General features: G+C 47.4%; 23 protein-coding genes. 12 read left to right on the top strand and 11 right to left on the bottom strand.

Translation table 11 applies throughout. From position 1 onward, the window contains the following. Positions 1–83: 83 nt before the first annotated feature. Positions 84–974, top strand: coding sequence for an aldo/keto reductase (locus K0H60_RS03090; RefSeq protein WP_220057245.1), 891 nt, complete (start codon positions 84–86; stop codon positions 972–974). 54 nt (positions 975–1028) lie between these two features. Here the strand turns inward: K0H60_RS03090 and K0H60_RS03085 are convergent, their stop codons facing one another. Then, positions 1029–1859, bottom strand: coding sequence for a MaoC/PaaZ C-terminal domain-containing protein (locus tag K0H60_RS03085; protein WP_220058103.1), 831 nt, complete (start codon positions 1857–1859; stop codon positions 1029–1031). A 695-nt stretch (positions 1860–2554) separates the two neighbouring features. On the opposite strand from K0H60_RS03085, the gene K0H60_RS03080 reads away from it, so the two are divergent. Then, a complete protein-coding gene (locus tag K0H60_RS03080) occupies positions 2555–3343 on the top strand; it encodes a methyltransferase domain-containing protein (protein ID WP_220057244.1) in 789 nt (262 codons plus the stop codon). A 145-nt stretch (positions 3344–3488) separates the two neighbouring features. Here the strand turns inward: K0H60_RS03080 and K0H60_RS03075 are convergent, their stop codons facing one another. Next, positions 3489–4385 carry a TraB/GumN family protein gene (locus tag K0H60_RS03075; protein WP_220057243.1) on the bottom strand — a complete coding sequence of 299 codons (897 nt, stop codon included), beginning with the start codon at positions 4383–4385 and terminating at the stop codon, positions 3489–3491. A gap of 48 nt (positions 4386–4433) precedes the next feature. On the opposite strand from K0H60_RS03075, the gene K0H60_RS03070 reads away from it, so the two are divergent. Together K0H60_RS03070 and K0H60_RS03065 are read left to right on the top strand one after the other, a co-directional pair. Further along, complete coding sequence (locus tag K0H60_RS03070; RefSeq protein ID WP_011715755.1) at positions 4434–4742, top strand: hypothetical protein; 309 nt, start codon at positions 4434–4436, stop codon at positions 4740–4742. A gap of 138 nt (positions 4743–4880) precedes the next feature. Then, the gene (locus K0H60_RS03065) at positions 4881–6635 is read left to right on the top strand and encodes a GGDEF domain-containing protein (protein WP_220057242.1); all 1755 of its coding nucleotides are present in this window, start codon (positions 4881–4883) and stop codon (positions 6633–6635) included. A 15-nt stretch (positions 6636–6650) separates the two neighbouring features. Here the strand turns inward: K0H60_RS03065 and K0H60_RS03060 are convergent, their stop codons facing one another. Then, complete coding sequence (locus tag K0H60_RS03060) at positions 6651–7175, bottom strand: DUF3016 domain-containing protein (RefSeq protein ID WP_220057241.1); 525 nt, start codon at positions 7173–7175, stop codon at positions 6651–6653. A gap of 272 nt (positions 7176–7447) precedes the next feature. Between K0H60_RS03060 and K0H60_RS03055 the strand changes: the two genes are divergently transcribed. Together K0H60_RS03055 and K0H60_RS03050 are read left to right on the top strand one after the other, a co-directional pair. Then, on the top strand, positions 7448–7756 hold the full coding sequence (locus K0H60_RS03055; RefSeq protein ID WP_011715752.1) for a hypothetical protein: 309 nt from the start codon (positions 7448–7450) through the stop codon (positions 7754–7756). A 149-nt stretch (positions 7757–7905) separates the two neighbouring features. Further along, a complete protein-coding gene (locus K0H60_RS03050; protein WP_220057240.1) occupies positions 7906–8220 on the top strand; it encodes a hypothetical protein in 315 nt (104 codons plus the stop codon). 6 nt (positions 8221–8226) lie between these two features. Here K0H60_RS03050 and K0H60_RS03045 read toward each other — a convergent pair whose 3' ends face one another. Further along, the gene (locus K0H60_RS03045; protein ID WP_220057239.1) at positions 8227–8736 is read right to left on the bottom strand and encodes a DUF4240 domain-containing protein; all 510 of its coding nucleotides are present in this window, start codon (positions 8734–8736) and stop codon (positions 8227–8229) included. Between the two features lie 124 nt (positions 8737–8860). Between K0H60_RS03045 and K0H60_RS03040 the strand changes: the two genes are divergently transcribed. The 4 genes from K0H60_RS03040 to K0H60_RS03025 all read left to right on the top strand — a co-directional run bounded on the left by K0H60_RS03040 (position 8861) and on the right by K0H60_RS03025 (position 11517). Next, positions 8861–9244 carry a hypothetical protein gene (locus K0H60_RS03040; protein WP_220057238.1) on the top strand — a complete coding sequence of 128 codons (384 nt, stop codon included), beginning with the start codon at positions 8861–8863 and terminating at the stop codon, positions 9242–9244. A gap of 74 nt (positions 9245–9318) precedes the next feature. After that, complete coding sequence (locus K0H60_RS03035) at positions 9319–10116, top strand: response regulator (protein WP_220057237.1); 798 nt, start codon at positions 9319–9321, stop codon at positions 10114–10116. A gap of 146 nt (positions 10117–10262) precedes the next feature. After that, positions 10263–10535: an HU family DNA-binding protein gene (locus K0H60_RS03030; protein ID WP_011715748.1), complete on the top strand. Its 273-nt coding sequence runs from the start codon at positions 10263–10265 to the stop codon at positions 10533–10535. A 289-nt stretch (positions 10536–10824) separates the two neighbouring features. Continuing rightward, complete coding sequence (locus K0H60_RS03025) at positions 10825–11517, top strand: TorF family putative porin (RefSeq protein WP_011715747.1); 693 nt, start codon at positions 10825–10827, stop codon at positions 11515–11517. A gap of 50 nt (positions 11518–11567) precedes the next feature. Here K0H60_RS03025 and rimK read toward each other — a convergent pair whose 3' ends face one another. The 4 genes from rimK to K0H60_RS03005 form a co-directional block, all read right to left on the bottom strand. Continuing rightward, a complete protein-coding gene (gene rimK, locus K0H60_RS03020; protein WP_011715746.1) occupies positions 11568–12473 on the bottom strand; it encodes a 30S ribosomal protein S6--L-glutamate ligase in 906 nt (301 codons plus the stop codon). Between the two features lie 166 nt (positions 12474–12639). Further along, positions 12640–14358: a putative bifunctional diguanylate cyclase/phosphodiesterase gene (locus tag K0H60_RS03015; RefSeq protein ID WP_220057236.1), complete on the bottom strand. Its 1719-nt coding sequence runs from the start codon at positions 14356–14358 to the stop codon at positions 12640–12642. A gap of 9 nt (positions 14359–14367) precedes the next feature. Continuing rightward, positions 14368–14802, bottom strand: coding sequence for a response regulator (locus K0H60_RS03010; protein WP_011715744.1), 435 nt, complete (start codon positions 14800–14802; stop codon positions 14368–14370). Continuing rightward, complete coding sequence (locus K0H60_RS03005) at positions 14799–16958, bottom strand: CHASE domain-containing sensor histidine kinase (protein ID WP_220057235.1); 2160 nt, start codon at positions 16956–16958, stop codon at positions 14799–14801. Before K0H60_RS03005 ends, K0H60_RS03010 begins: the two co-directional genes overlap by 4 nt. A gap of 315 nt (positions 16959–17273) precedes the next feature. On the opposite strand from K0H60_RS03005, the gene K0H60_RS03000 reads away from it, so the two are divergent. Next, positions 17274–17450, top strand: coding sequence for a PA3496 family putative envelope integrity protein (locus K0H60_RS03000; protein WP_011070882.1), 177 nt, complete (start codon positions 17274–17276; stop codon positions 17448–17450). Positions 17451–17553: 103 nt separating this feature from the next. Here K0H60_RS03000 and K0H60_RS02995 read toward each other — a convergent pair whose 3' ends face one another. After that, entirely contained in the window at positions 17554–18516 is a 963-nt protein-coding gene (locus K0H60_RS02995) for a PDC sensor domain-containing protein (RefSeq protein WP_220057234.1), read from the bottom strand. A gap of 280 nt (positions 18517–18796) precedes the next feature. On the opposite strand from K0H60_RS02995, the gene K0H60_RS02990 reads away from it, so the two are divergent. Next, a complete protein-coding gene (locus tag K0H60_RS02990; RefSeq protein ID WP_220057233.1) occupies positions 18797–20152 on the top strand; it encodes a flavohemoglobin expression-modulating QEGLA motif protein in 1356 nt (451 codons plus the stop codon). A 43-nt stretch (positions 20153–20195) separates the two neighbouring features. Here K0H60_RS02990 and K0H60_RS02985 read toward each other — a convergent pair whose 3' ends face one another. Together K0H60_RS02985 and K0H60_RS02980 are read right to left on the bottom strand one after the other, a co-directional pair. Beyond that, positions 20196–21638 (bottom strand): MBL fold metallo-hydrolase RNA specificity domain-containing protein, encoded by a 1443-nt coding sequence (locus K0H60_RS02985; protein WP_220057232.1) that lies wholly within the window; start codon positions 21636–21638, stop codon positions 20196–20198. Between the two features lie 118 nt (positions 21639–21756). Further along, the gene (locus K0H60_RS02980; RefSeq protein WP_220057231.1) at positions 21757–22620 is read right to left on the bottom strand and encodes a DUF2927 domain-containing protein; all 864 of its coding nucleotides are present in this window, start codon (positions 22618–22620) and stop codon (positions 21757–21759) included. Position 22621 lies beyond the last annotated feature (1 nt).

The following is a 22621-nucleotide window of genomic DNA, read 5'->3' as shown; positions in this document are numbered from 1 at the left end:
ATGAGCGATTCCTTAATCTGCATCAAATAAATCGACTCGGGTCCTTTCCCCTACAAAATACAGATTCCCAAAAGAGAAACAACATGAGCGGATCCCCTTTTAGTTTTTCAGAGTTTGTTGCCGGCTTTTGGCGAATGCACAGTTGGCAAATGTCACCTACCGAGCGACTTAACCTGATAGAACAATATTTAGACCTAGGTGTGACCACTATGGATCATGCCGATATTTACGGCCAATACCAGTGCGAAGCCCTGTTCGGCGAGGCGTTAACGCTAAAACCCGGCTTAAGGCAACAGATGCAATTGGTCAGCAAATGCGGCATTAAGCCCGCCTTCGATTGTCGTCCCGAGCGCTATGTAAACCATTACGACACCTCCAAGGCGCATATTATTGCTAGTGTGGAGCAATCACTAAAACAGCTGAAAACCGATTATTTAGATCTGCTGCTGATCCACAGACCCGAGCCTTTGATGGACGCCGATCAAGTGGCCGACGCCTTTACTGACTTAAAACAGGCGGGCAAGGTACGACACTTTGGGGTATCTAACTTCACCAACGCGCAGTTTTCATTATTGCAGTCGAGATTAACTGAGCCCTTAGTCACCAATCAAATCGAAATCTCACCGCTAACAATGGCGAGTTTGCACGATGGTACTCTCGATTTATGTCAGGAACGGCGCATTCGGCCTATGGCTTGGTCCTGTTTGGGCGGCGGTAAAATCTTTGATAATAGCCATCCACAGGCCATTCGCCTGCAACAAACCTTAGCGATCATCGCCGATGAGATTGGCGCCCAAGATATCAGCCAAGTGATTTATGCCTGGGTGCGGATGTTACCGAGTCGGCCCGTGCCGATTATCGGCAGTGGCAATATCGCGAGGATAAGAACGGCGGTGGCCGCACAGTCACTCACCCTAGACAGGCAGCAATGGTTTAGTATCTGGCAGGCATCAACCGGACACAGCGTGCCTTAGCGCTGCAAACAACACCAACAAAAACGGCGCCTTAGGCGCCGTTACTCTTCATGCTTAAAGCTGCACTTCACCACTGAGATGTGGCCTGCGACCTTTACTGTCACGCAGCTCAAACACCCACTTGTCTTGTGATTTTTCGTAACCAAATCCCACTTCTGCGGGCATCAGTAACGGCAGCTTAAAGGCCACATCGACTACGAAGGGGCGCTCACCAATCTCAGGAATTAATTCTGCTAAGCAGCGCGCCTTAGACCACATACCGTGGGCCAACACACGGTCAAAACCGAAACGTTTGGACAGCACGGGATGCAGGTGGATCAGGTTATAGTCGCCTGATGCTTTGGCATAACGGCGGCCTAAATCTTCACTCAACTCCCAAGATTGGGGCGAGTCCCAGGCCATCTCGAGCGCCTTAGGTGGACGAACGCGGCGGCCAGCGGTCTCGATACGATAGAGGTAAGTCGACAGCGATTCCCACACCAGCTCTTCGCCCACAAAGGCCTTAGAGACAAATTCAAACTCTAAGCCTGAATCGGTTTCACGGCTGGTGGTTAAGGCGCATTCGAGGGAGAACACTTCATCGACTGTCGTCGGACGATAGACTTGAATACGGTTCTTTAAATGGATCATCCCCAGCAACGGGAAGGTAATACCATCGTGGGTAAAAATCACCGCATGTAGGCGAAATGCCATCACATACAAATAGGTTGGCGGCAATATTTTACCGTTGAAATTAAAGCCACACACTTGGGCATATTGGCTAACTTTGGTCTCGGACACTTGCACATTGGGCGCCGACACCTTGATATAAGGTAAGGGCTGTTGGTCCCAACCGGGCTTACGACCAAAGAAAATCTTGCGATAAAGAGAAAACAGCGAGGGCATCGCGTTCAATTCAACACAATATGCATTATTCAAGTCTGAGTACCTTTTAATTAACTATCCCTACGCACGAATAACCAGAAATACCCCGTACAGATGCATAACATCTGAAAAATCAAAAAGTTCACGAGTGTAAAACAGGCAAAACTGTGTCTAAAAAGGGCTGATGCTGACTCACCGAATGGACAATTATACCCAAACAACCTGAAGATGAGGATTCAGCGGGAATGTAACGCTCTTTAGGCAAGGCCATTTATTGCTCCTGCATAAATGGCATTCACGCCTTCCATGGCGCTTGCGGTTATTTGCAGACCTAGTGGTCTAAGTCAAAAATAACCAACACAGCATAAAGAGCGTTAAAACCCGCCGAGACGGAGCGCCTAGGGCACTCCACTTCGGTGTTGCATCTCGACATTCTTTCATTGATGCGCCTTGAATTGAAGCCCCCTAGACGCTCTGAAACTCATATCTTCAGGTCGCTTGGGTATATTAGAGTCAGGTTTATCGAAAACGGCGTGATTATACCCCAGCGGATAGAGTTCTGGATATCCCCCACTTTACTGTGATTTTTTATTCCATTAAAAATCAATACATTACAAAAACATAGCCCTGCATGACTTTGCCTTATCCACACTGCGAGTGCGAAAAGATTACGCCTGTGCCACACTATCGCCCCCTGTCTTTAACTTAGTTAACCCGTGCAAGATAAGAATTTCGATAAACTCGCGCAAAAGTTCGCGAAGAACATTTATGGCACCCCTAAGGGTGAAATCCGTGCCGCCGTGTTATGGCGCGATCTCGCTCCCGCCTTGGCGCAATTTGGCGATAAAAAACTGCGGATTTTAGATGCGGGCGGCGGCTTTGGTTATTTCAGCCAAAAGCTGGCACGCCTGGGCCATGAAGTGGTGCTGTGTGATATTTCCGCCGAAATGCTCGCCCAAGCGAAAACACAAATCGATGCCAGCGACACGCCATTGGCTATCCGTTTGGTGCACGCGCCAATTCAAGCCCTCTCCGTCGCCGAACATGGCAGATTCGATCTTATCCTCTGCCATGCCGTAGTCGAATGGCTCGCCGATGCGAAAACCACCATGGAAGGCTTGCTGACCATGCTTAAGCCCAATGGGCTGTTTTCGCTGATGTTTTACAATAAAGAAGCGATGCGCTTCCATGCGTTAGTGTCGGGTAATTTCGACTATGTTGCCGCCGATCTTAAGGTGAAGAAGAAGGTACGCCTCACACCGACGCACCCGCTTTATATTCATGATGTCAAACAATGGTTTGCCGAATGGAATATGGATCTGCTGCGCAAGTCGGGCGTGCGAGTCATTCACGACTATTTGAAAAAACACCAGCCCGCGGATTTTGACTATCAAAAGCTGCTGACGATGGAGCTCGAATATTCCCAACGCGAGCCCTATATTTCGCTCGGTCGTTATGTGCATTTTCTGGGACAAAGCGCCGCAACTCTAGATGCATCCAACTAATGTCGCGAAACAATAAAGGACGTCAAGGCGTCCTTTATTGTTTCATCACCAGATGATTCGACCCTAGTTCTGTTCACTAAGTGTATTCAACCCCAGTGCATTCAAATCCAGAGTGCCAACCCCAATCATCCGTTACACAACGATATCAGTCACATCGCTCACGCCAACAGGCGGTTACGGTTGCGCCCTTCTGTTTAAGCAGTTGCACCACACTCTTATCCCCCACCACATGACCAGCGCCTACCACTACAAATAGCGGTTGACTGGCGGCTTCTGCGGTCATTAACCTCATCATGCCATCGGCCATGACTTTATTGCGCTGCCAGAGAATTTTATCCAGCATCAGGGTATCGCCCTCCCCGCCGAGCTGCTCCTGCATCAAAGTATCTAACGCAGTTTCATCTCCGGAGCGCCACGCCTCAACCAGTGAGAGTAGTTCGGCATCTGAGGCATTAATGGCTTCGCGCACCATAGACCACTGGGCCTGACTATCGAAGGAGGATAGTAATTGGAACTGCGACTCAGCCGTCTCTAGCTGATACACAGGCTTACCCGCACGGCCAAGCAACTGCATATCGACACCATAGTCAGTGCTAAAACCTAAGCTATTGTAGCGCAGTAGATTAAGTTGAGATGCCTGCAACCAAGGCGCAAAGGCTTGAATCGACTGGCATAGGCTAGCTTTGTCTTCACAATAGTGGCGCATTACCGCTATCGTTTGTTTATCCCGGCTCGGCCAATCAAGCCCTTGCGCTGAGTTTGCCATACCATACTTTTGCAATAGGGCGCGGCTGTCGATTTTATTGGTATCGATTTCAACCACCAATCCCTTGGACTTGGCAAATGCCGCCTCCACTTGCGCTGGCATCGGATAAAAATCGGCACGGCCAATATGAATCGAACCCAAAAGGTAAGCGGATTTGCCCTGCCATTGCACCTGATAAAACGGCGGTTTATCCGTCGGCGCCGCCCAACTCGACGCACTGGTAAACATTGCGACGCCGCACAGCGCCAGTAATAGTCGCCACCGACTTGTTGCCATATCCTTTGCCCCTTATAATTCCTGCAAATTTTGCAATGAGACGCTGTTATGCCACACACTAAGGTTATAGAGCAACTGAAAGAAAATCTTCAAATCGCCTATCGCCAAGCCATAGACGCTGACGCTAAGTTAGATGAATTGAAAAAAGCGGGCCATGGGAAATTCACTAGCATCTTCACCGCCGAACAGGGCTTTATCGTGTCGAGCAACCGCTTTTTGCCCTATGTGCAAGAATTGGTGGACGACCTCACTAAGCTGCAACAACAGAGCAGCCTAGATCCCGCCGCACTGGAAACCTTAGTGCGCCAACTGGCCACCCTTCTCAAAACCCTGCACGCCTTCAAAAAGCAAAGCTAATTCAATAAACGCTGAAATATCATCAATTTCAGCGTTTGCTCTCATTTCCTGTACACGGGTTTTCGGCAAACAAAATTGTCATCATTTTGTCATTTCTAAGTCATAGACTCCGCAAACATTGTCGTGGGGGCTGAAGTAATGACGAGTTTAGATCTGGCAAAAGAGCTTGATAAGATAATCGCAAAGGGGGCTATCAGCCCACTTTTTCAGCCCATATTCAATATCTTGGAACACAAGATCCACGGATTTGAAGCGCTCAGCCGTGGGCCTGAGCATAGCCCGCTCTACTCACCCATTCCACTGTTTAAAACCGCGGAACATCAGGGCAAATTGAGCGAACTCGAGACACTCTGCCGCCGCATTTCGCTGGAGCAATTCAAACTACGCCAGTTCCAAGGCCGTTTGTTTATTAATATTTCCCCTAAGGCCCTACTCGATCCCACTCATCCAAAGGGCATGACGCTGCAACTGCTACAGCAGCTAGGAATTTCACCGTCACAAGTGGTGATTGAGTTATCGGAGCAATATCCCGCCGACGATATCGACTTACTGAAATCTTGCCTGAATCACTATCGCAGCCAAGGCTTTATGACGGCCATTGATGACTTGGGTGCAGGTTATTCGGGTTTACGGCTCTGGTCTGAGTTATCGCCCGACTATGTAAAAATCGATCGCCACTTTATTCACCAAATCGATTCGACCCCTGTTAAGCAAGAATTTGTGCGCTCGATTGTCGAACTGTGCCAGAGCCTCACCTGCAAAGTGATTGCCGAAGGGATTGAAACCCAAGAGGAACTCGCCGTACTCAAACAGCTAGGCATAGTCTATTGCCAAGGCTATTTACTTGGACGTCCCGAGGCGCTGCCGAGCCGCGCGATGAAAGCGACCTTAGTGCCGAATAATACTCAAGTTCAGCCCAGATACAGCGAATCCGCCGAAAGCCTCTGCACCAGCGCCATTACAGTGGTGCCGACACTCAAGCTTAAGCACCTAAGCGATACTTTTAGCTCTCAACCCGCATTACAGGCCGTGGTTGTGGTGCAAGATCAACTGCCGCTGGGGATTATTAGCAGAGCGACTTTGCTGGAGCTCTTTAGCACGCCCTATGGCCGAGCCCTACATGAAAACCACGCAGTCAGTGAAGTGATGGACCCGCAAGTGTTGCAGATTGAAGCCAACGAGCCCCTGTCGATCGTGAGTCAATTACTGACCTCGGAGAGCGCCAATACCGTCGCCCAGCAATTTATCATTCTGCGTCGTGGCAAATTGCTCGGCATCGGTCACACCAAAGATTTGCTACAGCGGATCACCGAGCACAGGATCAAGATGGCAAGGCATGCCAATCCGTTAACGGATTTACCCGGTAATGTGCCTATTCAGGAAGAACTCAAACGCCTAAGAAACCAACAAAAGCCCTTCTACTTGGCCTATTTTGATCTCTGTCAGTTCAAGCCCTATAACGATATTTACGGTTTCTGCCGCGGTGATGAGGTGATCTGCGAGGTCGCCAATCTGTTAGTGAAATACAAGACGGACAACTGTTTTATCGGCCACGTCGGTGGCGATGACTTTGTGGTGATCAGCACCTGTGAGCAACTCATCGAGCGCTGCCAACGGATATTGACCGATTTTGAGGCTAACAAATCGCTCTTTTATAGTGCAGAGCATTGGCAAGCCCAAGAAATGCTCGCCGATGACAGGCAAGGACAAGCCTGTTATCACAAGTTAATCAGCCTGTGTGTCGGCGTGCTTACTCCCGCCCATACCTATAACTGCAATGAACATAGCCTATCAACCTTAAGTGCCAAGGCAAAAAAACAGGCAAAATCCGCGAGTAACGGATTTTGCCTGTTAGAAGAGAGAGACATGAGTCCCCAAGCATTGAGTGCCTAGGCTGGAATTATCAGCCTAGAGTTTCGGTGCAACGGTCTTTTTTAACCAATCACTTAGCATTTTGGTTTCATAGTTAAATGGTTTGTCATTTAACGGCTGAATACCCGTCATAAAGCCCATATCGGAGAGCTTTTCATCCCCGGCGATGATCACTTTGTCATTTTCAAGTACTTGATAACTAAAGGTCATGCGTGGTGGGTAGATCTCTTTGATCACCCGTAAATCATCGGCGGTTGCCCCAAAGGTTGGGCGCATATCCCCGGCGAGGTCGACATCGGTCACCGTCATCTCTAACTTTTGATTCGGTTTTAAGACTTTTGCCGCTTCTTTATTGATATTCGTAGTTAAAGTATCGAATAAACGCTGTTCATAACGGGACTGAATTTCGCCCGATGACTTAATATCACGGAAAGCTTTTGGGTTTTGCCAAACAATCTTAACCACCCCATCTTCTGTCACTGGGTCGGTTTTCGCCTCGTCTGCGGCCCATACAGCACTGCAACTCAACACACTGGCGAGTAATAGGAACTGAACTTTCATCTTTGCCTCCTAGGCCTAATTGTTTCTGCCATATACCGTACAAAATCTAACCTGAACTTCAGCTTAATGCAAAATCGTATTTATGACAGCATAGACTAAGTAAGCTTTTGTATAGATTGGTAAATAATTTAAGTTAGTCGCTATCAATCCGTATCTTTTTGTATCTTAACGCACCAAACGAGTGCAAAGTTATTAATTTGTGATCATTTAACGCGCATCTTACTTAAAAAAGTATTATCCTTCGCTCAATCTTTTATGACCACGACTCAAAAATGAAATTCCCCGTTGTACCTGTGTTTGTGTTAATCCTCTTTACATGCTTTGCCAGCGCCATTTGGTTTATCTCTTCGGGAGAGAAAGACACGCGCCCAGAAACTTGGTCATCCTTTATTTATACCCATGGTTATGATTCTGGGAAGTATAAGAAAATGGATAATTTCGACAGTTATGAAGCCTGTCGAGACTATGCCAAAGAGCAATCTTCCTTTTACGATAATGTGCCTTGGGAGTGTGGTCTAAAGTGCGGCTTCGATTCCCGTAAACAGGGTTTTCAATGCCAAGAGATGCGAAACGAGCAGTAAGATAGCGGTTCAGCCAAGGTTCAAGATCCCTCCAGTATGCTTAATTTCTCAGCAATACCTTTGGTTTTGTTTGTCATGGATGCACGATGAAAGCCAAACGACGATTTAAAGACTAACCGATTATCGGTAATTTAAATTTGGAGTGATCTATGAAACTAACAACCGTAAAGCTACAGCAACCTATGATGGCAAAGTTTGCCTTACTGACACTGCTCACCCTAGGCACACTCATCAGTTTACCTAGCCATGCCACCACCCTCAGCACTGCGCAGCAGCAAGTGGTGAAATCGCACTTTGATAAACTGGCTCAGTCACAACAGCAGGCAGAAGAGCGCATGACTGAACAGCTCGACCAAGACTTTAGCCGCGAATTAGCGGAGCAAGAGCATCAACTGATGTGCCTGACTTGCCCTCGCTACGGCATGACCTTCGATATCAGTAGCAATGCCTGCTTACGCTCGTAAGCCAAATTAAAACGGAAAACGCGCGCTAAGCTCAGGATATTGCTGCTTTAAATCTTTGGGCTTAGTGCTAAATTTTTTACCCGCTGGTGTCGCCTTGCCAGACGGCATAAAAGGCAACTCCTTACCCGTTCTGTCTTCAAATAGTTGACCCGCGATCAAGTCGTAATCTTCGATAAAAGGATAGGCGTAGCCGTCTTTCTCAGGCCATGCCGATAGTTGCGCCAAAGTGTCAGGATTGGCAATCACCGCCTCGTAACGCACCTGCCCAAGTGAGATCAGAAACGCGCGAAACTCGGCAAAGGCATAATCGGAATCACAGCCCGTGATGATATAAGCCGCTCCCCACACCGACCATAAGTAGCTTCGGCGCATCTGTTGGCCAAACAATTTATCAAAAGCTTTTAACTCTTCGTCACTCAGCGCTGCCAACTTTTGCTTTAATGCCTGCGCTAAAGACTCCTGGGATTGCGCTGGCTCACTGCGGGTCACTAAGTCCCAAAATTCTACTTCTGTCATCACTTAACCTAATATTGAATGCCCAAGCAAAGGCGTATTCTACATGATAATACGGTTATGCTGGACTCAGTTCGGGGCTTTTCCTACACTTGCTCCACTTAAAATAACCAATAAACCCAAGTCAATGCCTAAACGTCTTATTCTACTGATTGCCCTCTACACCCTCTTTGCCGTAGTCGCGCTACTGCGTGCCGTTGCTACTGGTTCGTTCGATCTCTTTAGCTTAGGCGTTTTGCCAGTGTTGTTTGGCATACTCACTCAGGCGCCTTGGTCTAGCTTAGTGCTGAAAATTTATATTGGATTACAGACCTTAGGCCTGTCGGCATTGGGGATTACTGCGATTATCGCCTATCAAATTACCCCGCAGGACGTAAAAGTGGTGGTTGAAGGCCACAACATCCCTATGTTGCCCTTAGTCTTAAGCATCATCGCCTTGTTATCTGTGCAGTATTGGATAGCCTTTTCCCGCGTCAGCCATAATTATTTAACCGCAAAGGTAAAAGCATAAGCCTGTTTATTGCTAAGCCCTTGTTTATAGCCTAAGTTAACGGCTCCCTAAAAGACCTGATAAAGCCAGCCACTATGACTCATTTATCGCCCAGCGAACTCTCGATTCTCATTGTTGAGCCATCGGAAACCCAGCGCCGGATTATCATCAAGCGCTTACAGCAAGAAGGCATTATCAGCATCCAAAATGCGGCTGATTTGGCTCAAGCGAAAGAATTGATAGCACGCCACAAACCGGATCTCATCGCCAGCGCCATGTATTTTGAAGATGGCACCGCGACCGAGTTTTTAAGCTACCTGCGCACCAACAGTGAATACAAAGACATTCAATTTATGTTGGTTTCGAGCGAATGTCGCCGTGAGCAATTGGAGATTTTTCGTCAGTCTGGCGTGGTCGCAATTCTGCCAAAGCCCTTTAATGCCGAACACTTAGGCAAGGCGTTGAATGCAACTATCGATTTACTCAGCCATGATGAGCTCGACCTGAGTCACTTCGATGTACACGACGTGCGTGTGCTCGTGGTTGATGACAGCCGCATGGCCCGCAATGTGATTAAACGTACAATTGGCAACCTTGGGATCAAGCAGATCACCGAAGCGGAAGATGGTGCTCAAGCCATTGAGTTAATGCGTAATAATATGTTTGACCTGATTATTACCGATTACAATATGCCCAGTGTCGATGGTCTGGCACTCACCCAATTTATCCGTAATGAAAGCCAGCAATCCCATGTGCCTATCCTCATGGTGTCTTCCGAGGCAAATGATGCTCACTTGAGCAATGTCTCGCAGGCGGGCGTCAATGCGCTGTGTGATAAACCCTTCGAACCCAAATTGGTGAAGCAGCTCTTATATCAGTTGCTCGAAGAATAAAACCTAAGTCACGAACGGGGCAAATATTCTGCATTTTTGTTACTTATAGGACACAAGCCCGCAGCAAAGGGCTTTCCAACGGCTAAACCTTGTGGCATGTTAGGCACGCTGACTTAATAAATCTACGGAAAGAAGAGACAATAAAGATGAACAAAACTGAACTTATTGCCAAGATTGCAGAAAATGCCGATATCACTAAAGCTGAAGCAGCACGTGCATTGAAATCTTTCGAAGCAGCTATTACTGAATCAATGAAAAACGGTGACAAGATCTCTATCGTTGGATTTGGCTCTTTTGAAACCACGACTCGCGCAGCTCGTACTGGCCGTAACCCACAGACAGGTAAAGAAATCCAGATCGCTGAAGCCACTGTGCCTAAGTTTAAAGCGGGTAAAACCTTGCGTGATAGTGTGAACTAATTCGCTCGACATCATTCTATAAAACGCCTCCTTTGTGGGGCGTTTTTTTTGCCCTGCGAAAAGCATGAAAGATGATTTTTTGCACAAATACAGTGCGCGCACCGCTCCATTTTTGAGCATTTTAAAACATTTTATTAACAATGATTTTGTAACCATTTGTTTTTAATGATGTTCAAATAATGGCATGTGATTAGCAATTCCCTTATCAGAAAAAACCATGATGCACCAATGTCACCCGCTCGGTGGTGACATGAGTGAATCGATAAATAAGTCAATCGAGGGGATGAGAATGAGAAAATCACTGTACAGCGTTTTGGCATTATCGACGGGATTGTTACTAACCACCAACGCCTTTGCGGCGGTGTCCGGCAATATTGGCGGCACGTCTAACTATCTATGGCGCGGGGTCACTCAAACCAATGACTCGGTCGCAATCCAAGGAGGCATAGACTATAGCCATGACTCTGGATTCTATGCCGGCACTTGGGCATCGAATGTCGACTTTGGCGACGATACCAGTTATGAGCTAGATCTCTACGCAGGCTACGGCGGCAACATCACCGAAGACCTCAGCTACGATATTGGCTACCTTTACTATGCCTATCCAGATGCTGAAGGCAGCATCGATTTTGGTGAACTGCATGGCGCTATCACCTGGAAATGGTTTGAACTCAGTTACTCACAGGTGATCAATGCGGGTGATGATGTCGCAGCCGAACCATTAGATAACAAGGACATGAGTTACCTTGCTGCCACGGCATCTTTCCCGCTGACGGATAAACTCAGCCTGTCTTTGCACTACGGCTACTCCAGTGGCGATGTGGTTGAATCTTGGTTTGGCGAAGATAACTACGCAGATTACAACGTTACTCTGAGTGCCGATACCAGCATGGGAACCGTCTCATTTATGGTGTCGGATACAGATCTGCAGGGTGATGATGCCAAGGTAGTTTTAGGCTATTCCTACGGCTTTGATTTATAAAATTAAGCGCGAGTAAAATATAAACGCCGCAATAATCGCGGCGTTTTTTATTAGGCAATTACGGCGCGATTCGATTTACGCGCCGATACCATCTTCTCAATGTACTCTACGATGGGTTCAGTGACCGAGATCCCCGTGGTCTGTTCAATCCCTTCAATACCGGGCGCCGAGTTCACCTCAAGGATCAAGGGACCGCGATTCGAACGTAAAATATCGACCCCTGCCACCACTAAGCCCATGGCTTTCACTGCAGCGACCGCCATCTTGCGCTCCGCAGGGGTGATTTTGACTTTCTCACCACAGCCACCTAAGTGCAGGTTAGAGCGAAAATCTCCCTCAGGCCCTTGGCGCTTCATCGAAGCCACCACTTTATCGCCGACCACAAAACAGCGAATATCGCTGCCGTTGGACTCCTTAATATATTCCTGCACCATAATATTGGCTTTCAGCCCTAAAAAGGCTTCGATCACGCTCTCGGCGGCGGTTTTGGTCTCGGCCAACACCACGCCAATCCCTTGAGTGCCTTCCAGCAACTTAATCACTAAGGGCGCGCCGCCCACCATGTTAATCAAATCGGGAATATCATTGGGTTTATTGGCAAATCCAGTAATAGGCATGCCAATACCTTTGCGGGAAAGCAATTGCAGCGCGCGTAACTTGTCCCGTGAACGCGCGATTGAAATAGAGTCGTTGGCGGCAAATACCCCCATCATTTCAAACTGGCGCACTACGGCGCAGCCGTAAAAGGTCACGCTGGCGTGAATGCGCGGGATAATGGCATCGAACCCCGTTAACTCTTGGCCTTGGTAATGAATGCTCGGCTTGATGGAGTTGATATTCATGTAGCAATTCAAGGTATTAATAACCACAGCCTCATGACCACGGCTCTCGCAGGCCGCCACGAGGCGTCGGGTGGAATACAACTCAGGGAACTGGGATAAGATACCTATTTTCATTGCCAAATGACCAAATTAAACACTGTGATTGAAGCTCTGTGCACACGGCATCAGAAAGGGGCGCTGATATTTGTCTATTGCTGAGTGTAAAGCAAGAAAATATTCCTCACCAGACGAAAACCTCAGCCTTAGCCAAACGTAAGATAATCTTCACAATTTAGGGTCATTATTTTGTAAGTAGTGGAGTAATGTACTTGGCCTCAAATTCGCTCGCTTCTAAGGGCCGCGAAAATAAATACCCTTGGAGTACATTGCAATTTCGTGCGGTGCAAAACTCGGCTTGTTCAGCCGTTTCAATGCCTTCGGCAACCGATGTCACGTTAAAACCATAGGCGAAATTGAGTAATGCCGCGAGTAACCGCGTATCTTTGTCATCCTTATCGTAGGAGGCAATAAAGCTCTTATCAATTTTTAATACACTGATTGGAAAGAGTTTTATATGTTCTAGGGATGAAAAGCCTGTACCGAAGTCATCGAGTGCGAATCGCACTCCAAGTTGCGCAATTCTATCGAGCACCTTGGCATGTTCATGGGGTTCTTCAATTAAGCTGTTTTCGGTAATCTCAAGCTCTAGCGCTTTCGCATCTAATCCGGTCACCTCGAGGGCATGGACAATTTTTTCATATAGATCAATGTGTCCAATTTGCGACGCCGACAGATTCACCGCAGTGGTAAAGCTATGTCCAACGGGGGTTAGCCGAGTGAGCCATTCCTGCGCTTGACGGCAGGCTTCGATAAGCACCCAGTCACCGATTTCTTCCATCAGACCAATTTCCTCTGCAATAGATAGGAATTGATCCGGTGCAATCAAACCATCTTGCGGATGCAACCAACGGATTAACGCCTCCATCCCTATCATTTGATGGGTTTGAGAATCTACTTGTGCCTGATAATAAACCTTGAATTCATTCTGCTTTAGCGCCATGCGTAAGCTGGATTCGATATGATTGCGGTAACGGACTTCTTTATCTAAGGCCTCAGAATAAAACTGAATTTGGTTGCGCCCCATTTTTTTGGCGCGATACATGGCAATATCCGCGCATTTCATCAACTCAGAGCTATCGGAAGCGGCCTCATTATAAAAAGCCACGCCGATACTGGCGCCAATCATCACATCGTTTTCACCGAGGCAGAAAACCTCCTCAAAGGCCTTAAGCAGGCGATTGGCGACTATCATGGGGAAATATTTGTAGTCATTGTCGGTCACGAGTACCACAAACTCATCGCCACCTAAGCGGGCGATCACATCACCATCTCGCAGCACTGAGCTTAATCGCGAGGCGACTTTGACGAGTAAGATATCGCCAGTTTGATGGCCTAAAGTATCGTTAATTGCTTTAAAATCATCTAGATCGAGCAAGATAACGGCGAGAAAGTCATTGCTGCGTTTTGCCCTTGCGATGGCACGATTTAGGCACAGTTCAAACCCGTAGCGGTTCACTAATTTGGTTAGAGAATCATGCTCAGCCAACTCTTTGAGTTTTTGATGGCTATTTCTTAGGGCTAAGGCCATAGAGGAACGTTGTTTGGCGTAACGAATCGCACGGCTTAAGATCCGTGAATTGACTTCATCTTTTAACAGAAAATCCTGCGCGCCCAGCTCGATACAGCGCTGCGCCAGTTTCTCATCCTCATAGCGACTCAGCATCACCACCACAGTTTGGTCTTGAGTCATCGAATTGAGTTTGATCAGCACCTCTAAACCATTGGCATCGGGTAATAGATAATCCAACAAAATACCGTCGAAATGCCTTTCCAGAGCCAAGTTAAGGCCATCGAAAGCACAATTTGCCTCAACCACATTGAAGGCTAATTTGGACTGTCGCAGTGCCCGAATAATCGCAGTTCTATCGACTTCATCATCATCGATCAGTAGTAAATCCATATACACACCCTATACGGTTGGAAGCTCCACTATGCGCCAATAACCTTCCAACATATTGAAAATGTTGTTGAAACCATCCTTAATATCCGTTTTCACCATATAGCCTGCGACATGGTGACTATAAGCCTTCATCCGATCCTCATCGGTACTCGAAGTCGTAAGCATAAATACCACGGAGGAAGACAGGGTTGGGTCGGAGCGAATATGTTCAAGGAATTCAAACCCATTCATTCTGGGCATATTAAGATCGAGCAAAATGAGGTAGGAACCTTTTATCGCTTCGCTGTGGGTCAAAATACTTAATGCTTCTAGGCCATCTCGTGCACGTACTAAGGGGTTGAGCAATCTCAGTTGCTTCATCGCCCGCTGCACCGCCATATAATCCACATCATCGTCATCGACCAACAAAATCGTCACTTGTTTGTAGTTATTGGTGCTGCTCATATCCCCTCCTTGTTGACTATGCGCATCGGCCAGCTAAATCGAAAACAACAACCACGTCCCTCTGATTCTAGTTGAATTTTTCCACCAAGACTTTCTACCGTCTTTTTGACTAGCGACAAACCTAAACCGCTCCCCTCCACTTCATCCCTCGGCCTAAGCGTTTGGAACATCTCAAATACCTTGCCATGGTATTTAGTGGATATGCCTGGACCATCATCGATAACACTAAACCAGTAATGGGTGTTGGAGGCACTACACACCACTTTAATCACACCTTCAGCCTGATCATGGTGTTTAATCGCATTACTGAATAAATTCCTTATCACTAATTCGAGCAGAGTTTTTACGGTTTTAAATTGTGGGAAATTTCCTTCGAGCTCTAGGGAAAAGCCCTGCGGCGGTGCGACTAAGGCGAACATATCCTCAATCATTTGCCGTGAATCAACATCGACAATCTCCGCATCGACTCGCCCAATACGCGAAAACATCAGCAAACCATCGAGCAGCAACACCATACGTTGGATACGGCTTTGGATTAACCCTAAGTATTTTTGGACGTTTTCGTCCATGTTCTCCGACAAGTCTTCACTTAACCAACTCGTTAGCTGTTCAATGCCCCGCAGTGGCGACTTAAGATCGTGTGAAGCTATATAAGCAAACTGGTCGAGTTCTTTGTTGATGCGCTCAAGTTCAGCCGTATGCTCAATCCTCTGCGCTTCGATCCGTTTGCGCTCCGACACATTGTTTATCGTTGCCAATATCGACACGCCATTACTGAAGTGAATCGGTGTTAGCCCCACTTCAATCGCCAAGCGAGTCCCATCTTTACAACAACCGAACAAGTCGTCCCGCAGTGACATGTTTTTCGCAATCGGCTGAGCCAGATAACTGCCCATATGCCGCTGATGTATCTCCCTTAATCCCTCGGGTAATAACATATTGATTGAACGCCCGAGTAACTCATCCCGTGCGTAACCAAAGAGGCGTTCGGCATGGGTGTTCACTAAGGTGATAATGCCTTTTCTATCCACCATAAAGAGCGCACTAGGTGAAGCTTCAATCACGAGGCGGAAGCGTTTTTCATTGGCAATTAACTCTGCAGTTAACCTCGACTCTTGATAACGATTTCGCGCCATCGTCAGCACTGAGTAAAACAAGGCTAAGATAAACGCACTCCCAATAACCTGAAGCCACACACTTTGGGTTTGTTCCGCGCTTGAGATAAAGCGCGATTCAGAGGACACCTCTAAACGCCAAACTTGGCCTTCCATGGTTTCTAGCTGGGATTGATAAAACACATCATTTGTAGAGGGCAAGGCTTTATGGCTGCTAAACATCAGGCTCTCGTTGTTGGCCTCCATACCATCGTAAATCGCCAGTTTTAATCCCGAAAAACGTTTCCCCATAATCCCTTGCATTAGATCATTCATACGAAATGGGGCATACACCACGCCGATGGCCTGTTGCTTACGTTCTTCCTCCGTCATCGGCTGACCGCGGTATAACGGGACATACATTAAAATACCGGCCTGAGCATCGTCTGGGGTTTCTTGCACTAGAGTTACTTTACCCGATGCAGTGGGGAGCCCTGTGGCAATGGCGTGTAAGATGGCAGCCCTGCGGGTTGATTCGGAGCACATATCGAAGCCAAATGCCCGTTGATTGCGCCAGTCAAATGGTTCTAAGTACTTAATCGCACAATAGAGATCTCTCTCCCCAACAGGGGTCACTCTATAATCATCGAATCCTTCCTCTTGCACTTCTTGAGTGAAAGCCTCCACAGTTGCAGGCGTTAAGAGTTGCGCAAAGCCTAAACCTTGAATCCCGGGGTAATATTCGGATAAACGAGCATTAGAAACATAGAGTTGCCATTCACGGCGAGTCACCCCATCCGAGGCGAGAAATAGTCCTACGCCGCCGCGCAATACCTGCTCATAGGCAGTCATACGACTGCTGACGGCACCAATAAGATCTTGAACATTATTGTTAAAACGCTCATCACCCCGATCTCGTAAATATTCTTCAAGCACATACCAAGAGAGCCCCATAAAAAAGACGGCGGCGAGTAACATCAACCAACTGGAGCTGATCACACTGGCATAAAAGCTTTTAGAGCTGTTGAAGTTGAAAGAATCAGGGAAACTATCCTTGTCCATACCCGCTAAATCCCTAGCATTGAAGAAGATTAAACACTGATCCAAGTGTTGTTGGTGTTTTAGGCAAATTCAAGTCTATCCTACTATTTAAGTAGGAATTAACTTAGAAAATAAAAATAATGAGTTATGCGCTAAATCACAAAATTCAGCGGTTGCTGAATGAGCACCAAAATAGCGTGACAATATGACAAGCTTACAGGGTCAATACCCCGCTTTACGGGAAGAAAATTTTACGTTCAGTCGTAAAATTTTTTGCTTTTCTGCCACACTCTTTTTAGATAGAAAGGCGTTAGGAACAACAATGAGGAATTCGTTATGGCTCATATTACTGAAGTCGTGCCCAACGATACTGAAATTGAGGCAATGACCACCCCTAGAAACAGCAAAGCAGCCGAGGCAATGCAACATAAGCGTGAGATAAAGAAACGCTTAGAAGATTACCTCGAACGCGCCGAGTTAAGACGTGCATTAGGAGATGACGACTTATTCTAAGCTTCCCGTTCCCTTAAGGCGTTAGGTTACTCAAAACCTGCGTTTTTCTAAAAGCCTCACCCAGCTCCTAGGGCTGGGTGTACAATTTACTATTATTTTGATATTACTTTTTGCCACTCTTATAGGCCTGAGTTTTGATAAGCAGCCATTCCGCTTTTGCCCCAAGATACACATAAGCCCCTAATCCAACTAATAATCCTACGACGGCCAACATCATCCAAATCGCCGGCTCAATATATTGTTTCTCCCCCAATGACGCCTTAAACATAGTCAATAAGGCCTCAATTGAAATGGCGATCAAAATCGTTGAAACAAATCGAGTGATGGTTCTGCGGGTGGAGCTGTGACGAAAAATATCCTTATGCATTAATACTTCTTCCTCCAGAATTGTTTTCCCGAGGTCGAAGATCGCTAATGCCAGAGTCATAAAGATAATAATCCCAAAGGGTTGCAATGGATCTTGCCCAACATGATCCACCACAAATAACCCATAAATATCCCTAAGCGCCGTCCAAAGTAGCACCATGACTAGCACAAAAAGCCCCGCGACTATCACGCCATACACGGCTTTAAAGGCTGGCGTAACCCGCCGACGAGCACTGTCGCCCATCATAAATTCAATCATTCGCGTCAAATCCACATCGACGACCAGATAGCCCAGCTTTTGCTCCTGCTGCACAATCGCTAAGGAGGCCGATAAACATAAGTTCCCGCTGGCATTGGATAAATAAGGGCGAGTGATATTAACCCCATCAGACTCATCCCTATTGGTAAAATAGGGCCGTTGACTACGATCGCGATTCCCCCCAAGGGGCACTAACTTGATCTGCTGATCGACCACTGCGATATTTTGACTAATTTGCACTCCTTGGGTATCGAGCAAATACATCAGCTCGACAAAGGGATAACTGCCCGCAATGCCTTTCATGGCCTTGATATCGACTTTTGGTTGGTGAAATAAGTCCGCATCGGCAATGCCCGTTAAAATAGACTCCATCAACTCATGCACTGTGGCCTCATACTCGTGATAACGCTCAATCACACTCAAATAGCTCATTGCAGCCATAACTCTCTCCCATCGACGTTATCCGATTGCTCACACACGCAAAGCAGCTTTGATGCCAGCAAAATAAGTTAATGTTTAACAGTGAGTTATGAGATTAAGCCCGCGAAGTCTCGCGCCAAAATAAGCCGCATTGCACCAAAATGATTCATTAAACCGATAACTTGTCAGTAATTTAATCGACAATATTCAATTGCTTGAAGGGAGAAACCTATAAATGCAGCGGCTTTACCGCTATGATTAAGCTAATTTTTATCATCCAAGTCGCAACAGGATTACGGGAATGTCAGAGTCGTTAACCCAGTATCAAGAAGATTTACGCCGCCTTTCCGATGAGCTTATCCGCATCCAAACGCCGATTAAAATTTTAGATGCCATCAAATGGCCACGGGAAATGGAAGAGCGTTTTCTCTCCAGTAAAGGTACGGTTCTGCCAGCGATTAGCCAAGATTTTTATCAAAAAATTGCCTTGCCCTTCGATCCCGTTAAAACTCAAGCCGAGCTGCTTGATCTAAAACAAGAAATCCACCGCCGTTTGGGTAAAAAAGACAAGCTGGGTAAGATCTTAGTTGCTAACGTCGACCAATATCGCCTAGTTGTCGATATGCTGGGTCATCGAGGAACCCCAGTCTTTGGTCAGCTGAGCCAAGAACTCTACGGCAGCGCCAGCCACAGACTACATGGCGATCGCCACACCCTACGCCAATTGGGCGATAAACTCAGTTATATCTTCTCCTTGCCCGCCGCGCGGCATATGAATAAGCATCATCCCAAAATCATTAGCGCCCCAGAAGCCGTGAATGTGCTGAGCCAGCGATTGGAAAAATACTTCCACAGTGATGACATGCGGGTGCGCTTGAGTGACGGGATTGTGTCCGATGCTGCCGTGGGTGGCGATACGGTCAAACTCAACAGCAAAGCCATGTTCAGCGAGTCAGATCTCAATGTGTACGAAGTCCATGAAGGCTGGGTGCATGTGGGCACCACCCTCAATGGCCGTGCTCAGCCCCATGCTACTTGGCTCAGCGTCGGGTCTCCCCGCGTAGCAGCCACCCAAGAAGGGCTCGCCGTGTTACTCGAAATGCTCACCCTGAGTTCAAACCCAGGCCGTGCCCGCCGTATTAGCGACCGTGTAGCTGCGGTAGATATGGCGGAAAAGGGGGCGAACTTTATTGAAGTGTTCAACTATTTCAGAGAGTTAAATCTTAGTGCTAAGGACAGTTATCGGGTCACGCAAAGGGTGTTTCGTGGCGGCATGGTCGAAGGTGGCAGCTTTTTTACCAAAGATATTTCCTATGTGCGCGGCTATGTCGAAAACATCAACTTTATCCGCAGCGCCATCACATCGGGTTTACCCGAACTGATCCCTATGCTGTTTTTAGGCAAGCTGGCCATCGAAGATATCCCTGTACTCTATCAAGCTTGCCAAGAAGGGATTCTAACACCACCTAAGTATTTACCGCCGATGTTTGACAACTTCAGCGGCTTGTATGCCTGGTTTGGTTTCGCCTCAGGATTAGCCGGAATCGATCTAAAAGGAGTGCAACGTCACTTCACCCGCTTATTTAAAGACGTCCCCAGTATCGACCCAAGCCTCGAGTTACTCGACGACACTGAATTTGATAATAACTCGGACTAACACTGTAATGTGGCCCACAGAACACAGAGCTGCGGGCAATCACTTAAGCTGTCACCCAGACTAATTTGGGTAAGGCATTTAAATCCAACATATCGCCACGGGTGGCAATAGCCAGCGCCTTAGGTTTGGTTTTCGAGTCTTGATTCATCACCGCGACTAATCCCTGCTGCGCTTCGGGTTCGCCGTGAACAAGCACCAGGGGCGGCTGCGCTTCAAAATGTCGATACCAACGTAATAACTCCGCCTGATCCGCATGGGCCGATAAGCCTCCGACTGTATGCAATTTAGCGGCAACTTTAATGCTACGACCATGGATAGTCAGCTCCTCGGCGCCATCGACTAAGGCGCGTCCCGGCGTACCAAGTGCTTGATAGCCGCAGATAATCACATCGCATTCAGGGCGCCATAGATTGTGCTCTAAATGACTACGGATACGGCCACCGTTACACATGCCGCTGCCCGCAATAATGATCAATCCTTTGTGCACATCGTTTAGGGCGATAGACTCCTCGGTCGTTTGGATAAATTCTACATTCGACAATAACGGATGTTGCCCAGGATGCTGGCGCGTAAAGCGCTTAAAATCATCATCCATTAAGGGGTAATTATTGACATACACCCGCGTCGCCTCAATCGCCATAGGACTATCGAGGCAGACTTTCCAGCGGGAGAGATCCCACTCTTTGGCATATAAATGAAATAGATACAAAAGCTCCTGCGCACGCCCAACGGAGAAGGCCGGCAACAGAATATTACCGTGACTCTCGGTCACCGCCTTGGCGAAAATAGCCTTTAACTCGGCCAGAGTATCGGTCCAGCTGCGGTGGAAACGATTACCGTAGGTGCTTTCCATTAGTACTAAGTCGGCGGTGTCGACTAAGGTGGGATTACGTAATATCGGCATGCCAGCGCGGCCAAGATCGCCACTAAATACCAGTTTTTTCTGCGCTTTCCCCTCACCTAACCAAAGCTCTACCAGTGCCGAGCCTAAAATATGCCCCGCATCCGATAAGCAAATATCCACATGGGGGATCACTTGGGTGACTTGGCCATATTCCACTGACACAAACTGAGTAATGGCCTGCTCCGCATCTTCCACGGTAAATAGCGGTTCTAGAGGTTCCAACTCATGCTTCGCACGCTTTTTATTGGTTCTTTCGGTATCGCGCACCTGCAACATGGCGGCATCTTTTAGCATGATGGCACACAGCTCTGCCGTTGCTTTATGGGTAAAAATCGGCCCGGTATAGCCTGCCTTAACCAACAGGGGTAAGCGGCCCGAATGATCAATATGGGCGTGACTCAAGACAACGGCTGAAATCGCAAGGGGATCGAAGCTAAAAGGTTCGTGATTACGTAACTCATCGGCCTTGCCGCCTTGAATGAGGCCGCAATCAAGCAGCATTTGCTTACCTGCCACTGTGAGTAAGTGGCACGAGCCAGTCACTTCCTCGGTCGCGCCCAAAAACTGCAATGTCATCTGCATAGCTTGCCTCCAGCATGTTTATCTCTTTTAAAGATAGACTATGCCCTTATTCCTAAAAGAAAAAGGAATAATTGGTAAAGCATGATCAAAGCCAACTTTCGATGTAAAACCTTGGTGATCAATAACCTAACAGTGGGTACAACTGGCCCTGACGAACCGCTTTATCGGCTTGTGTCAGCGTGCCATCCCGCTGCCATTGTTCGAGTTGTTTTTGCAATATGGGTTGCACTTCGGCGGCCGTCATGCCGGCATGAATATCCGCACTGTAAAGCAGTTTCAGCAAAATATAATCCAGCCCAGTGAGTAAATCCTGCGGTGTTTTATCGTTAAAAATGGAAGGAAATACTTTCACCGAATCATTGGGTAGACCCAACACTTGGGTGATTTCTTCCACCACGCAGGCCACCAATTTGCCATGCATTTGCGCTTGGTCGACCGGGATAACGACCCAAGCGCGCTCAATCTCACTCTGGGAATTAAGCGCAAATTTGCCCATACAAACAGAGCCATGAATATTACTGGCCGCACTTGACCCCATCAGACGCCTCACCACATCGGCCCATTGGGATTGACGGGTAAAGACTAAGTGTAAATTGGCCTCTTCGAGCGCATCCACCTTGACAATACTGTGGCCGGTAATTTGTGCCAGATGGCTTAAATGCATTTGCACCAATTGTGCATGCAACCCAGTATCGCTCACTTGATGCTCGACAAAGACGCGCACGGGCTGACGCCATTTCCGTACCCGATGTTTATCTTTATCGTATTCATTTTTAAGGGCTATCTCATCAAAGGCTTGGATAATGTAGGCGGGATTTTTCCAATCTCGAATAGGCTTTGGCGCGAGATTTGGTTTCTCAGCCAATGCGGAATTTGAAGCAGGTGTAACCGATGCGAAAAGCGGTGAAACAGCGAATAGCGAAGCCATGCAGACAAGGCAAATGGTTCTAACGCCCGGTAAACGCTTTCGCCAGCTCAACATC

It is taken from the genome of Shewanella mangrovisoli, assembly GCF_019457635.1.
GTDB classification, from domain to species: Bacteria; Pseudomonadota; Gammaproteobacteria; order Enterobacterales; family Shewanellaceae; genus Shewanella; species Shewanella mangrovisoli.
This window is presented reverse-complemented; position numbering and strand designations above follow the sequence as displayed.

Bases quoted from the DNA above. Each gene is read 5' to 3' on its own strand.
- K0H60_RS03090 (WP_220057245.1), top strand. From the start codon at position 84: ATGAGCGGATCCCCTTTTAGTTTTTCAGAGTTTGTTGCCGGCTTTTGG.
- K0H60_RS03085 (WP_220058103.1), bottom strand. From the start codon at position 1,859: ATGCCCTCGCTGTTTTCTCTTTATCGCAAGATTTTCTTTGGTCGTAAG.
- K0H60_RS03075 (WP_220057243.1), bottom strand. From the start codon at position 4,385: ATGGCAACAAGTCGGTGGCGACTATTACTGGCGCTGTGCGGCGTCGCA.
- K0H60_RS03070 (WP_011715755.1), top strand. From the start codon at position 4,434: ATGCCACACACTAAGGTTATAGAGCAACTGAAAGAAAATCTTCAAATC.
- K0H60_RS03065 (WP_220057242.1), top strand. From the start codon at position 4,881: ATGACGAGTTTAGATCTGGCAAAAGAGCTTGATAAGATAATCGCAAAG.
- K0H60_RS03060 (WP_220057241.1), bottom strand. From the start codon at position 7,175: ATGAAAGTTCAGTTCCTATTACTCGCCAGTGTGTTGAGTTGCAGTGCT.
- K0H60_RS03055 (WP_011715752.1), top strand. From the start codon at position 7,448: ATGAAATTCCCCGTTGTACCTGTGTTTGTGTTAATCCTCTTTACATGC.
- K0H60_RS03050 (WP_220057240.1), top strand. From the start codon at position 7,906: ATGAAACTAACAACCGTAAAGCTACAGCAACCTATGATGGCAAAGTTT.
- K0H60_RS03045 (WP_220057239.1), bottom strand. From the start codon at position 8,736: ATGACAGAAGTAGAATTTTGGGACTTAGTGACCCGCAGTGAGCCAGCG.
- K0H60_RS03040 (WP_220057238.1), top strand. From the start codon at position 8,861: ATGCCTAAACGTCTTATTCTACTGATTGCCCTCTACACCCTCTTTGCC.
- K0H60_RS03035 (WP_220057237.1), top strand. From the start codon at position 9,319: ATGACTCATTTATCGCCCAGCGAACTCTCGATTCTCATTGTTGAGCCA.
- K0H60_RS03030 (WP_011715748.1), top strand. From the start codon at position 10,263: ATGAACAAAACTGAACTTATTGCCAAGATTGCAGAAAATGCCGATATC.
- K0H60_RS03025 (WP_011715747.1), top strand. From the start codon at position 10,825: ATGAGAAAATCACTGTACAGCGTTTTGGCATTATCGACGGGATTGTTA.
- rimK (WP_011715746.1), bottom strand. From the start codon at position 12,473: ATGAAAATAGGTATCTTATCCCAGTTCCCTGAGTTGTATTCCACCCGA.
- K0H60_RS03015 (WP_220057236.1), bottom strand. From the start codon at position 14,358: ATGGATTTACTACTGATCGATGATGATGAAGTCGATAGAACTGCGATT.
- K0H60_RS03010 (WP_011715744.1), bottom strand. From the start codon at position 14,802: ATGAGCAGCACCAATAACTACAAACAAGTGACGATTTTGTTGGTCGAT.
- K0H60_RS03005 (WP_220057235.1), bottom strand. From the start codon at position 16,958: ATGGACAAGGATAGTTTCCCTGATTCTTTCAACTTCAACAGCTCTAAA.
- K0H60_RS03000 (WP_011070882.1), top strand. From the start codon at position 17,274: ATGGCTCATATTACTGAAGTCGTGCCCAACGATACTGAAATTGAGGCA.
- K0H60_RS02995 (WP_220057234.1), bottom strand. From the start codon at position 18,516: ATGGCTGCAATGAGCTATTTGAGTGTGATTGAGCGTTATCACGAGTAT.
- K0H60_RS02990 (WP_220057233.1), top strand. From the start codon at position 18,797: ATGTCAGAGTCGTTAACCCAGTATCAAGAAGATTTACGCCGCCTTTCC.
- K0H60_RS02985 (WP_220057232.1), bottom strand. From the start codon at position 21,638: ATGCAGATGACATTGCAGTTTTTGGGCGCGACCGAGGAAGTGACTGGC.
- K0H60_RS02980 (WP_220057231.1), bottom strand. From the start codon at position 22,620: ATGTTGAGCTGGCGAAAGCGTTTACCGGGCGTTAGAACCATTTGCCTT.